General features: G+C 60.0%; 13 protein-coding genes. 12 read left to right on the forward strand and 1 reads right to left on the reverse strand.

All coding sequences use genetic code 11. From position 1 onward, the window contains the following. Positions 1–4: 4 nt before the first annotated feature. The 9 genes from pilO2 (at position 5) to ACWFUC_RS17345 (ending at position 7,634) form a co-directional block, all read left to right on the forward strand. Positions 5–1,282 (forward strand): type 4b pilus protein PilO2, encoded by a 1,278-nt coding sequence (pilO2, locus tag ACWFUC_RS17305; RefSeq protein WP_209585032.1) that lies wholly within the window; start codon positions 5–7, stop codon positions 1,280–1,282. Beyond that, the gene (gene pilP / locus ACWFUC_RS17310; RefSeq protein WP_204725553.1) at positions 1,272–1,775 is read left to right on the forward strand and encodes a type IV pilus biogenesis protein PilP; all 504 of its coding nucleotides are present in this window, start codon (positions 1,272–1,274) and stop codon (positions 1,773–1,775) included. The genes pilO2 and pilP overlap by 11 nt, the downstream gene beginning before the upstream one ends. Beyond that, a complete protein-coding gene (locus tag ACWFUC_RS17315) occupies positions 1,772–3,391 on the forward strand; it encodes an ATPase, T2SS/T4P/T4SS family (RefSeq protein WP_204725554.1) in 1,620 nt (539 codons plus the stop codon). The genes pilP and ACWFUC_RS17315 overlap by 4 nt, the downstream gene beginning before the upstream one ends. After that, positions 3,381–4,457, forward strand: coding sequence for a type II secretion system F family protein (locus ACWFUC_RS17320; RefSeq protein WP_204725555.1), 1,077 nt, complete (start codon positions 3,381–3,383; stop codon positions 4,455–4,457). Before ACWFUC_RS17315 ends, ACWFUC_RS17320 begins: the two co-directional genes overlap by 11 nt. 19 nt (positions 4,458–4,476) lie before the next feature. Beyond that, positions 4,477–5,046, forward strand: coding sequence for a type 4 pilus major pilin (locus tag ACWFUC_RS17325; RefSeq protein ID WP_489637218.1), 570 nt, complete (start codon positions 4,477–4,479; stop codon positions 5,044–5,046). Next, positions 4,995–5,654 (forward strand): type IV pilus biogenesis protein PilM, encoded by a 660-nt coding sequence (pilM, locus tag ACWFUC_RS17330; RefSeq protein ID WP_489622762.1) that lies wholly within the window; start codon positions 4,995–4,997, stop codon positions 5,652–5,654. The genes ACWFUC_RS17325 and pilM overlap by 52 nt, the downstream gene beginning before the upstream one ends. Before the next feature lie 100 nt (positions 5,655–5,754). After that, a complete protein-coding gene (gene pilV, locus ACWFUC_RS17335) occupies positions 5,755–6,696 on the forward strand; it encodes a shufflon system plasmid conjugative transfer pilus tip adhesin PilV (protein ID WP_489637219.1) in 942 nt (313 codons plus the stop codon). After that, complete coding sequence (locus tag ACWFUC_RS17340) at positions 6,662–7,162, forward strand: hypothetical protein (protein WP_489637220.1); 501 nt, start codon at positions 6,662–6,664, stop codon at positions 7,160–7,162. The genes pilV and ACWFUC_RS17340 overlap by 35 nt, the downstream gene beginning before the upstream one ends. Beyond that, entirely contained in the window at positions 7,137–7,634 is a 498-nt protein-coding gene (locus ACWFUC_RS17345; protein WP_489622763.1) for a lytic transglycosylase domain-containing protein, read from the forward strand. Before ACWFUC_RS17340 ends, ACWFUC_RS17345 begins: the two co-directional genes overlap by 26 nt. Here ACWFUC_RS17345 and ACWFUC_RS17350 read toward each other — a convergent pair. Beyond that, positions 7,619–8,296, reverse strand: coding sequence for a response regulator transcription factor (locus tag ACWFUC_RS17350; RefSeq protein WP_259435131.1), 678 nt, complete (start codon positions 8,294–8,296; stop codon positions 7,619–7,621). The two genes, ACWFUC_RS17345 and ACWFUC_RS17350, sit on opposite strands and share 16 nt — an antisense overlap. 317 nt (positions 8,297–8,613) lie before the next feature. On the opposite strand from ACWFUC_RS17350, the gene ACWFUC_RS17355 reads away from it, so the two are divergent. From ACWFUC_RS17355 to ACWFUC_RS17365, 3 genes are all read left to right on the forward strand, one after another. After that, on the forward strand, positions 8,614–9,708 hold the full coding sequence (locus ACWFUC_RS17355; protein ID WP_204725560.1) for an ATPase, T2SS/T4P/T4SS family: 1,095 nt from the start codon (positions 8,614–8,616) through the stop codon (positions 9,706–9,708). 461 nt (positions 9,709–10,169) lie between these two features. After that, positions 10,170–10,625, forward strand: a complete 456-nt coding sequence (locus ACWFUC_RS17360; RefSeq protein WP_204725561.1) for a CesT family type III secretion system chaperone — start codon at positions 10,170–10,172, stop codon at positions 10,623–10,625. A 192-nt stretch (positions 10,626–10,817) separates the two neighbouring features. Continuing rightward, positions 10,818–12,869, forward strand: a complete 2,052-nt coding sequence (locus ACWFUC_RS17365) for a hypothetical protein (RefSeq protein ID WP_489637221.1) — start codon at positions 10,818–10,820, stop codon at positions 12,867–12,869. Positions 12,870–12,972: the final 103 nt, after the last annotated feature.

Below are 12,972 nucleotides of genomic sequence, written 5' to 3' on the forward strand. Positions count from 1 at the left end.
AGCCATGGCGAGCTATGTCACCCAGATAGAAAAGCACCGGTTCGTCTGCGGACTTTTCTGGCAGTCCCTGTCGCGTCCACGCGAACTGAAGAAGGAGGCCATCGATCTCGGCCGCAAGATCGATTCCGATCTGCTGGTCATCCGCATGGACCACTCCACCGCCCAGGCCGGTTTTGCGCATAGCCGGGAGGGGGGGCGTTGTGGGATGTTCTCCCTGGCGGCGATTGTTTCCAAGACGCTGGCCATCGAGGGGGCCTTTTACGATGGTGAGCAGCAGGCGGTCCACAACTGGCTTGGGGCGTTCATGCTCCCGGACGGAAAGTGGCTGTACCTGGCTGTGCGCGACGCCAACTTCCTGCCCAACGGCGACTTCGTCGGCGAGAAGGAGGAGGTGCTGGACCGACTGCACTCCGACTATGCGCTGGGGGGCTGGAATGTGGTCATTGGGGAGCCCGAGCTGGCCGATATGGGCTTCCACAATTTCAACGCGCGCACCATCGCCACCCTGATCCCGCGCAAGAAGGACGGCAGCATTCGCGTGCACAAGTGGTGGCGCCTGTATCAGATTGACGGTCTGCCAGCCTGGCTGCCCACTGCAGTGGGTACCGCCGTCGTCTTGGCGGTGGTCGCAGGCGGATGGCTGGGCTGGCGCTATTACCAGCAAAAGCTGGCCGAACACGAAAACGAACAGGCCATCGCCCGTGCGCGCGCACAGATCGAGCGCGATGCCCAGGCTGCCGCTCACCCCTGGTCGCACATCCCGTTGCCGCCAGTGATGGTGAGGACCTGCATGAATCAGTTCGATCATCTGACCGCAGGCGGCTGGCAGCTTGAAAGCTACCTCTGCACACCCGAGCGCCAGAGCTACAGCTGGCTGCGCGGCGATTCGACCATCGCCCTGCTGCGGGCCCAGGTGCCGGCAGCTATTGTCGATGCCGGTGGCGACAAGGCCAGCTACGTCCGTCCCTTGTCGATGGCCAGCGGTGACAACGATGCACTGGGCCAGGCCCAGCCAACCCTCGAAGGGCTGATGTCGCGCTTCCAGGCCATCGGTTTGCCCATGAAGGTGAGCGCGGTAGCGCCGCTGAAGCTGCAGGCGCAGCAACAGCCGCAACAACAGCAGTGGCAGCCGGGATGGCGCTCTTACCTTTTTTCCATCAATGCCCATGGCATGGCACCGACCGACATCGCCACCATGCTCAACCGCCCGGGCGTCCGGGTCGAAAAACTTGTTTATCACGGGGCCGAGTGGTCTCTGGAGGGAACGATCTATGCAAAATAATCTGGCACTGATCTGGGTCGCAGCCACGGCACTGCATGTGGTGTCGGCCTCGGCGGAAAATGTCTCCGAGAGCCTCACGCGGATCGAAGCGGAAACCCTGGTATTGAAGGCCCGTGAGCGACAGTTGGAGATCCAGTCCAACATCGTTACGCGACAGAATGAAATTGCCATGAAGCAAAGCATGACGGCTGCCATCACGCAGCCCGTGGTGGTGGGCGACCCGGTGATCCGCGCCATCGAAGGCGTGGGCAGCAAGATTTTCGCCACCCTGCAGCTTAGTGACGGCAGCATCGTCGATGTCCAACAGGGAGATACCCTGTCCAATGGCATGAAAGTGGTCTCGGTAACGCCTCGTGAGGTCGTGGTGATATCCAAGTCCAATCAGCGTATCCGCCTGGGGACCTATGTACCGCAGAGCGTGGGCTTCAACGGCGCTTACGCTGGCACTGCATTGGGTATGCCAGCTGCGCCAGCCAGGAGTGCTGCGCGATGATCCAGCATGCCGAACGGCAGGAAGGCCAGGCAGCGGGCAAGGGGCAGGCCACACTTGGACTCGACGATCTTCAGGCGCTCTGTGGACTGGGCTTGCTCAGCAATGCCGGCAGCCTGGAGGCGCGACCGGAAGAGAAGAAACTGCTATGTCTGCTGGGAGATGGCAGGCTGCTAGTGGCGGCCGGTCAGGCATTCAATCCGCATGTGCTGTCCTACCGCGGACGACTGGAGCGCATGGGCCATCCCTTCAGGGAAGTGCAGGCCAGCATCGAGCTGATCCGCCGCATCAACAGCAATGGATTGCCGATCCAGGCCGAGCGCAATCAAGAACACTCGATGATGCAGGTCACGGCCAAGGAAATGCTCAACAAGGCCTGCCGGGTGCGGGCCTCGGACATCCACCTGCGGGTGCGGAAAAATTGTACGGAGATCTTTTTTCGCATTCACAACGATCTGTTGCCGGTCGGCGGGCAAACCCGTGAATACGGTGAGCGCTTGTTGGCGACCTTGTATGGTGCCATGACCTCGGTATCCGACAGTTCCTACAAACCGACCGAACGCCAGGATGCCAGCATCGCCGATCGTGACAAGCTGCCGCCGGAGCTGTATGGGGTGCGTATCGCCACGGTGCCGACCAACGAGGGCAGCGTGATGGTACTGCGCTTGTTGTACAACGATGTGGGCGAGAACCTGGATCTGGGCTCGCTGGGCTTTTCTGCCCAGCAGGTGAGCGACCTGCAACGTCTTAAGGAACAGCCCATCGGCATGAACATCATCAGCGGACCCACTGGCTCGGGCAAGTCGACCACGCTGCAGCGTGTGCTTAGCGGGCAGATTCTGGAAAGTGAGGGGAAACTGCACGTACTGACCATCGAAGATCCGGTCGAATACCCGATCGAAGGCGCGGTTCAGACCACGGTGACCAATGCCCACACCGAAGAGGAACGCTCGCGCCTGTTCTCGGCGGCCATCTCAAATGCCATGCGGCTCGATCCGGACACCATCATGATCGGTGAGATCCGCGACCGGGCTTCGGCCCAGAATGCCTTGCGCGCCTCGATGACAGGCCACCAGATCTGGACCACCCTGCATGCCAACAGTGCCCTTGCCATCGTGGACCGTCTCGTCGATCTGGGCTTGCAGCAGAGCATGGTGCTTGACCACACGGTCATCACTGGCCTGATCAGTCAGCGTCTGGTCAAGCAGCTCTGCCCGCATTGCAAGCAACCACTGCTGGCGCACCTGGATCGGGTGTCGGCGGCCTTGTTGGCGCGCTTGCGCAAGGTGATCCCGGATCGTCTGCAGGACGTCTTCGTCTCCGGCCCGGGGTGCGAACTCTGTTCGCATCGCGGCACGATCGGACGGACCGTCGTTGCCGAGGTCATCGTGCCGGACGAGATTTTTTTCCGCCATCTACGGATGGGAGAGAAATGTCAGGCGTGGCGGCATTGGAAGGAATTGCTGGGTGGCAGGAGCATCGCCGATCATGCACTCGAAAAGGTGGTGGCCGGTCTGATCGATCCGGCCATGGCGGAAAAGGTGGTCGGTTATTTCCAGGGGGCGGCGGCGACCGCCGCAAATCACCTGCACGTGGTGGAGGCCGACGGTGCTGCGTGATCTCAATCGCTGGTGGGCACGGACCCAATTTACGGCCACGGTCAGGTTGAGCCTGTACCGCAAGATCGCCAAGATGCTCTCGCATGGACTGCCCTTGCTCAAGATCCTGGAAGAATTGCGTGACCGCGCCTCTGAACATGGCAAGAAGCCGGGTGAGCCGCTGGCCATCGTCCTGGATGACTGTCGGCGCATGGTGCAGAACGGGCGTCTGCTGGCCGAGGGACTGGAATGGTGGGTGCCGCGCTCCGAGCAGATGATCATCATGGCCGGTGAACAGTCAGGCAAGCTGGAGCACACGCTCATGGCGGTGGTGAGCGTGGTGCAGGCGGGCAAGAAGATCAAGGGGGTGATTCTCGGCGGACTGGCCTATCCGTTATCGGTGCTGGCGCTGGTGATTGTCTACATCTACCTCTTCGGGACGCGGGTTATCCCCGAGTTCACCCGCATGATCGATCCCTCCGGCTGGCATGGTGCGGCCAGGTCGCTGTACCTGATGTCGCTGTGGGTACAGCAGTGGATGGCTTACGCCGTGCTGGGCCTGCTGGTACTGCTGGTCGCCCTGGCGCTGTCGATGAGCCGCTGGACCGGTTCGCTGCGCATCCTGGTGGACCAGTTGCCGCCTTATTCAATCTATCGCCTGATGGTCGGATGCGGATTCCTTACCGCGTTCTCGGCCTTGCAGTCGGCCGGCGTGACGGTGGAGAAGTCGCTGCTGCGCCTGTCGGCGATGGCACAACCCTGGTTGCGGGAACGACTGGATGGTGCCTTGCTGGGGGTACGTTCGGGCCTGAACTGTGGCGAAGCACTTCGCAATGCCGGGTATCAGTTCCCATCCAAGGAGGTCATCGATGATCTGTGCGTCTACGCAGAATACAAAGGATTTGCAGAAGCGCTCAAGCTTCTGGCAGATGAATGGATGGAGCAGGGAGTGGAGGCCATCTCGCTGAGGATGAAGGTATTGAACGGTTTTTCCATCATTACCCTGGCCTTGGTCATTGGCTGGCTCGTGACCGGATTTTTCGGCATCCAGCAGGAAATTGCAGCACTAACGCGAAGTGTCCATTGAACTACCAGACAAGGAAAGCATGATGAAGTGTAAACACATCCATAGCAAAAATGACCATCTGGCCATCCGTTCAGATAGCCTGCTGGCGCGACAGCAAGGGGCGTCGCTGCTGGAAGGCATTGCCTACCTGGGCATTGCGGCCATTGTGGTACTGGGCGCGGTCTCCTTGCTCACAGGCGCCTTCGGCAGCGCCAAGGCCAACCAGATGACCGAAGAGGTCGTGGCCATCCGGACCGCCGTCAGAAAGCTCTATATTGGCCAGAGCTATCCGACGTCCTCGCTGGTGCCGAGCCTGCTGCTGGCCAATGCCATCCCCAACACCCTGGCACGTCCGACCAATACCACCTTGAGCAACAGCTGGGGTGGGGCGGTGACCATCGTTGGAACCAGCACCGGCTTTACCATCACCTACAACGCAGTACCGCAGGATGTATGCGTGAGCATGATCAGCGGTGCCAGCGGCTGGACCCAGATCGACCAGGGGGGCAACAGTCCGATCACCACCTTCCCGGCGACGGTGAGCAATGCCAATGCGCTATGCACGGTGAATTCGGCAGCTGGCAATTCGGTGACCTTTACCGCGTCCTGAAAGCCGCTGCTGCCCATGCCTCCAGCGAGGCGGATGGTTTGATCATCGGGTTGATGCAGGAACGCGCATCACCCGGTGACGCTGATGTCGACCAAGGAAAGGACAGAGCGATGTGGGGCCTCATCGTGGCACTGGTAATGATCGCGGCGGGTGGCTTTTATTGCAGCACCAGCAGTCAGCAACTGGCCGTGGTCCAGTCCAATCTCTGCCGGGAAACGGCCTCGGAGATGGCCCTGTACCGCCAGGCGGTCATCGACTATTTCAGTGCCAACGACCTGCGTGGCACAAGCGTCTCCATCGAGGCCCTTAAAAGCGCACGCGCTTTGCCGAGCTGGTCGCTGCTCTATCAGCAAAGCGACCGGCTTATCTGGAGCAACTACCGTGATCAGGACGGAATCATTTATGTCTACGGAACGTCGCTACCCTCGATCAACATTCTTGCCGATCTCGCCCAGCTGTCCGGCGATTCCGTGCTGGTCGGCGTCTATCGGACCGGCAAAAGCACACTGCAATCGGGTGTCTTCGGCGATACCGGCATTCCGGTCACCGCGCTGGCTGGCAGAGCCATTCCAGATGGTTCTCCGCTATGGATCGCCATGACCCAATGAAGCAAGCGCACCGCCAGTCCCCAGACTGACCTCCCGTTGCCCAGTTGTTGCCGCTGTTCGTGCAGCCCGGCCTGCGCCATTTCTTCCCGGAGCCGATCCCATGCCTCATCCTGCCTCACGTACCCGTCCGCAGCGCGGTTTCGCCATTATTGAAGTACTCGGCGCACTGGTCATCGGTTCGATGATCCTGCTGGGTCTGGCGCACCTGATCGACGATTCCATCGATGATCTCAAGGGCACGCAGACCGCCTACTATCAGTCGCAGATCAGTGCGGCTGCAACGAAATATCTCAGTATTAACAACCAGTCCTTGCAAAGCGCCACCCCCACGGCCAGTACAGTAGTCGCCGTCGGCCTGGCCGACCTGAAAGCCGCCAAGCTGGTAGCCAGCGGGATGGCCACCAGCAACCCCTATGGGCAGATTCCCTGCATCCTGGTGCGCCAGCCGGATCCGGTAGGTCATCCCGGGCAGTTCGATGCCTTAGTGATCACCAGCGGGGGCAACAAGATCCCCGACCGCGAGATCGCCGCCGTCTCCATGAATGCCGGCATCGGCAGCGGCTACATTACGGCCGCCAATCCCGGGGTGGCGCGCGGTGCCTCCTGGAGCATCGCCACCGATCCCTATCGTTCAGTGGCCTGCAGCGGTGCCCCGGCATTAAGCGGCGGTGCCGCCGATGGTGGCCATCTGGTGTCGAGCGTCTTCTACGATGGGCCGGGACAACTCTCCACGGATTTTCTGTACCGTAGCGCGGTCCCGGGGCGGCCCGAGCTGAACCGCATGAATACGCCTGTGCGGTTTGCGGCGGCGGCGCTGACGCAAAGCGGCGCGTCCTGCCTGAATGCGGCCGGCGTGGCAGAGGCGGGAATCGCCATCGACAGCGCCACGCGCAACCTGATCACTTGCGCCAGCAATGGCCGCTGGTCGACCTCATCACAATGGCGCGAGCCGGTGGCCAGCTGGGGGGGGGCTGCCCAGTTCAGGAAATTTGGCCGGCGATGTGCGCATGGTCACCGGGCTGAATCGTGCATTTACCTATGATGGCACCAAGTGGGTAGCCTTGGCGGTGGACCAGCAGGGCAACATGACCGTACCCGGCACCCTCGATGCCAGCCAGCTGGCCGCCAGCCAGTCCATCACCTCCGGGGGAACCATCAGCGCCACTGGTGACATTAATAGCCAAGGCAACGTCGGAGCCGGCAACGATATGAGCGCAGGTCGCAACATGACCGTTGGCATCAACCTCGCGGTCGGCAAGAACATCAACGCCGACAACATCTACGCCCAGGGCAACGTCAACTCGAGGGGCGGCATGCATTCGCCGCGTATCCAGTTGTACGACTCCGCGAACCCTCATGATCCCTGCAACTACAACGCAATTGACGACGATGGCAATCCCTTCATCAAGTTTCCGATCGGCACGATCCTGATGGACCAGAACGCCACGCCCCTCATTTGCTACCAGGACAAGACTTTTAGATATGCCAACGGTACCTATTCACCTTGATCGGCGCGCTGCCGCGCATGCGCTCCTCGCGCGCCGCCTCTGGCGTAACCTGCTGGCCGGCACGCTGCTGGCGTCAAGCTGCGGCCTGGCGCATGCCTGCTGGGAGCAGGTGGCCAACTGGTACGGCGTGAACGTGCATCTGCTGTATGCGATCGCCAAAACCGAATCCAATCTCAATCCTCTGGCGAGGAACCAGAACAAGAACGGCTCCTACGACATCGGGCTCATGCAGATCAACAGCGCCTGGCTGCCTACACTGAAGAAGTACGGGATCGACGAGTCCCGCTTGAAGGACCCCTGTGTGAATCTGCAGGTCGGCGCATGGATCCTGTCCCAGAACATGCAGCGAATGGGACCGACCTGGGAGGCGGTCGGTGCCTATAACGCCAGAAATCCCAAGTTGAGAATCGAATATGCGCGGCGGGTCTATCGCAATATCCCGAGCGAAGCGCTGGTTCAAGCGGGAAGATAGTCGTCCGGGTCTGCGGCGTGCAGACCGGGCGCGAGCTCCTTGCATAATTCCAATCGATATCCCTGGTTGTAGGCGGTGCGGATCATGACCACCGGCCGGTCAGGGTCGATCTGCAGTTTTTTGCGCAGTTTGTAGACGTGTTGTTCGATGGTACGGCCGGCGATTTCACTGTCGGTGCTCCAGATCACGGCACCGATGGTCTCGCGCGAGATGTAGACCCCGGGAGAGGAAAAGAACAGCCACGCCATGCTGAATTCGCGCGGCGTCAGGTTGATCGGTGTTCCCTGATAGCTGAATCGTGTAGATTCGCGGTTCAGGGAAAATCCCGCATATTCAATCGTGCGCCGGCTCGCGGCCGGTGCCGAGCGCCGGATGAGGGCATTCACACGCGCAGTAAACTCAATGACCTCGAAAGGACGAACCAGAAAGTCGTCAGCCCCGCTGTCCAGTGTCAGCGCAGCCAGCTCGGCGCTACGGGTAGGTGACAAGACCAGGGTCGGGGTCCGATCGCCGCTTCGGTAGTTCAGCCAGGAGAAGATATTATCGTCACTTCCGGGGGCAACGGTGATATCGATGATGATCAGGCTGAATCCCCTGCGCCGCAGCGAGCGCAAGAGATCAGTCTCCGTCGTGAAATGCACCGGCTCGAGGCCAGCTCGCATTAGTGCTTCCTTCACTTGGACATATACAGCCGGGTTACGTAGATAGCATGCTATTTTCATTTCGCGATTCAAGCTGTGTTATGCCATCTCTACGTCGATGGATATTCCAGATTTCGGTTGTCAAATCGTTGAGAATTCTTGAACATCTCGTCATTCAACGGAAGGTATACTTCAATTATTAATATAGAGCAATTTCATTCGATCCTCCGGGGCTCAACAATGGCTTCATCCCTAGTGGTTCAATGCCAAAACTGGACAGACAAGGCAATAATGTTTCTCCGGTTGCTCAATAAATCATGATCTACCCAGGTGACCGAATGGCAAACAACTCCTCCTTTGCGCGAGATCTGCAGCAAGAACTGCTCCTGCTGCTGAATAACCAAAAGACGTTCTCTGATATCCATATCGAGCAGGACGAGCCACTGATGCTGAAGACGCCCCGTGGCTGGCAGGCTTGTGGCGACTTCCCCGTGACGCTCGGGGAGATGCAACCTCTGCTCAACGCAATCGACGAGGATTGGGAAGACAAGATCATCGACAAGGCGATCGATTCTCCGTTCATCCTTGACCGCTGGCGTCTGCGCTGCAATGTGTTCCGCATGGCGCGCGGCACCCGGGTGGCGATCTCGATCCGCCGCTTCCCACTGGAGCCGATGGCGCTGGAGAACACCGGATTGCCGCCTTACATCAAGACCATCCTGGATGTCACCAAGGGCCTCATCCTCATCACGGGCCCCACGGGGGCGGGCAAGACAACCACGATGGCCTCCATGCTGGAGTACATCAACGCCACCCGTCACGCGCATATCGTCACGATCGAAGAACCCATCGAATACGAACTTCAACGCAAGCAATCCATCATCTCTCAAAAAGAGGTGCCCACCGATACCGGGAGTTTTTCCAGCGGTCTGCGCGAAGCCCTGCGCCAGAAACCCGACGTCTTGATGGTCGGAGAAATTCGCGACTTCGAGACTGCCGACACGGTCCTGCATGCCGGCGAATCGGGCCACCTCGTCCTGGCCACGCTGCATACCAGCAGTGCAGTGCGCGCCATTACCAAGCTACTCAGTTTCTTTCCGCCCGATCAGCGGACTCAGCGGGCGGCATCGCTGGCGGATTCCCTGATCGGGGTCATCTTCCAGAGCCTGCTGCCTTCCGAAGATGGCGAACAACACGTCATGGCCAGCGAGATGGTGTTCAACAACAACCAGCAGATCGCGCCCTTCATCATGGATCCGGAAAAGCTGCCGCTCATCGGCGACTTCATGAAGCGCAAGGAAGATAATATGTCCCGCACGCTCAACGATGTCCTGATCCAGTTGATCGCCAAGAAGCGGATCAATCCGCGCGATGCCTTGCGCATTGCCTATAACCGCATCGAACTGCATGAGATGCTGACCAGCAAGCGCTGACACCTGGCCATGACGGGCGGGGTCGCTCCCCCGTCCGCATCGTGCCGGCAAAAAATTGCGCAGGCATTACAACGATGGCGCAATGCCATCGCATTCGCACGCACGAAGGACGCGCAATGCGTCACTGGGCTTTTTCTTTTCCTGCTATCTGAAACTGCTGGTTTATACCAAGTTCCCCGGAAGCAGGTTCTATCAGGCACATCTTTTTTATATTTCTCTCATCGCACCCATGGCGCTCACGCGAGACCATCGGCGGCGCTACGCCCCTGTCACCCTGTGAACTGCCCGGCAGATCGCGATAAACATGCCGTGATGAGTGGAACTGTGGTCACAGCAATGGTGACCCATGACTGTGCACGGAGTCGCTCGCTATCGACATTTTTAACGAAAGAAGCTGACATCTGTGTGACACGCAGAACACAACAGCGGACTCAATCCGTGGTCAACTTCGAAAGACCTCAATGAAAGAAACTGACTTTCGCACGCTGGTGGCCGACATCTCGCGGCTTGCCAACACCCTTCCTCCGGAGGGAGTGGCCGAGCATGCACACCTGGAAATCGATGGCATCAATTTCACCCTGATGGATGGTGCGGCCATGGAGGAGGGCAGCCTCGCCTATTTTTGCGACTTCGGCCCCATCCCCGACAACGCCGACCGCGCCGATATCCTGCAGCGTCTGCTGGAATGCAATCTGCTGATGTTCGGCGTGGGAACACCGACTTTCTCGGTCAACTTTGAGACCGGCCACGCCATGCTGATGGGACGCGCCGAACTGTCGCAGATCGATGCGCCCAAACTGGTCAATGCCTTCGTCCACTATGCCGCCGAAGCAAGGCAATGGCAGCAGAATCATTTCCTGGAAAGTGCCACTCGCACCAGATCCAAGACCCAACACCGGCTCTTTAGCGCAGCATAAGCCAGCGCACTAGCCTTGATTACGGAACATATCATGCACATCACATCGGAAATCACGGAGGTCGACACCCTGTCGCCGACTCGCGAATCAGGATCGACGTCAACCCCGGCTGGACCGGTGCCAGCCATCAGCATCAGCCTGACACCGCCACCAGCCAGCTTGCGGGAGATCGTTCAGCAACAAGCACCTGCAGTGCAGGAACTGGCGGTCCTGCCACTGGCTTCAGCAGCCGAAACTGCGCATGCCGGCGATATCGAACTGCGGCAGATCCTGGACAACTATCTGCAGGTGAAGAGTCGGCCGGTCAATCCCGAGCAGGCACTTGCATTCGTAAGGGAACAGCAAACGCAGCTAGGCAGACCACAAGCGCAGCAGGACTGGACCCGCGCGCAGGAACTCTATCTGCAGATGCAACACATCACGCCGGAGGAATTCAAGGCAGTGGTGGGTGGAGTGTTCAAGGGAGGCTGGGTCGGTTCGGGTACGGTGTACGCGATGAGCAGCCAGCTGGGCAATTTCCTTTCCGTGCTGCCCTCCATTTATACCGCCTCGGTCCCGCGCGACGAACTCAAGAACCATCCGGTCCACTATGCGCTGGTGAACCTGTGCATGCAGGTGGGCTTCTCGCTGATTACGCCGATGATCAATGCGGCCATTCAGATTCCCATGGTGGCGCGCCAGGAGCTGATGCGCGCCAAGGGGCAGCCAGCACGCTCGAAGGAAATGCGGGCACCACTCTATCCCGAGACCCGGCAGCAGCTCATCGACGTCACCCGCCAGATGGAATTGTCTTCCAAACGTATGGAAGAACATAGCCAGGCACTGGCCACGTTGGAGAAAGGTTCGCCGGCCTGGGACGCGCAGGTCGCGCAAATGCAGCAGGACGGTGAGCAGGCGATTGGCCTGATGCAGCAGCACACACAGTTACAGAACAAATTCCAGGTGCGCAAGGACGTCACCGAACTCAACTACGTCAGCCAGTATTACCTGGCATGGAATCGTGTCCTGCGCGTGGCGGGCACGCTGGCCGGGCAGATCAGCGGTACGGCCACGGCCAATTCACACCTCTCGGCCTATATCCAGATCGGCACCGCAGTACTGACCATGGGCCTGCAACAATTCTGGGCCGGGCCCAAAGGACAGCTGGCCAAGCAAAGCGATACCCTCCTGGCCACCTTGCGTTCGACCCGGTTGATCCGGCCCGAGCAGCAGACGCAACTGGAGCAGGGCCAACTGCGCTTGCAAGAACTCTCAACGGAACATCTCGACCTAAGCGATGTTCCGCGCCAATGGACTCGAGGCGAGGCGGTCGCCTTGGGCCAATTCAAGGAGTACCTGTCCCTGCAGATCCAGTATCTGGAGCAGCAGATGGCCGACATGCTCGGCATGAATCCGCATGAGTGGCGCAGACTGGCTGCCGCCAGTGCAGACCCCGAGGCAGGCGAGGGCAGGGCGCTCGCCGTCCAAGAGCGCAAGCTCGACACCATGGAAGGTGCGCGGCAGCGCTATGCGGCCCTGGATGAAGAATTGGCGCAGGCGAAGGCGGACAAGGAGCATGTCCAGAAAGATAACTGGCTAGATGTCTCTCCGGAAAATCGCGCGATCCTGTTGCGCAGCGTCGACGGCAAGCACGAATGGGAGACCGCCCTGCGCACAGCATGGGTCCGCATGCGTCTGCCGTCGGACTTCATTCCGCAGGTGGCGCAGCGAGTGGGGGCCCAGTTCCAGATGGTGTTTGCCGGCAGTAACATGCCGCTGGTGGTTTCGGCCTTGATACGGATGATCCAGGCAGAGTCCACCGAGGCGCACCGCCGTGCCGTACAAGTGCTGGCCCAGGCCCCGTCTCCGGTGAACAGCCTGGCCCCCGTACTGGCGGCCGCCCCCACCGTAGCAGCCGCAGCCGCACCGGTGGTCAGCAACGGTGGCCGCTATGCCATCGCCTCGGTCATGTCCCTCATCGGCGTGGCCGGTGCCTTCTCCAGCGGTGCATTGGTCAACGACAAGATCACCCAGCGCAGCGAGATGCGCGAAGACGCCAAACTCGGCAAAACGCCTCGCGTCGGCTTCCAGCCAGGTCTTGTTGTGCAAGGATTGAAGTCGATTGGCCGTTCGATGTTCGCCTTGCCCACGGCGGTCGTGAAGCGCGCGATGATCGAATACAGCGCCCGCAGCGCCCGGCATACGCAGGCGCAATTACAGCAGCGCATCGACAACGCAAGCAAATTCGCCGCCGGTAACGGCTGACCGGAATTCGGCCGTGATGGCCAGCTGTCGTTCCCCGTAGGGCAAGCGCATTGGCCGCCAGCGGCACGTCGAATACATCGACGGCCGCAGTCGGCTGTTCCCA

This window comes from Herbaspirillum sp. Her4, from assembly GCF_057961335.1.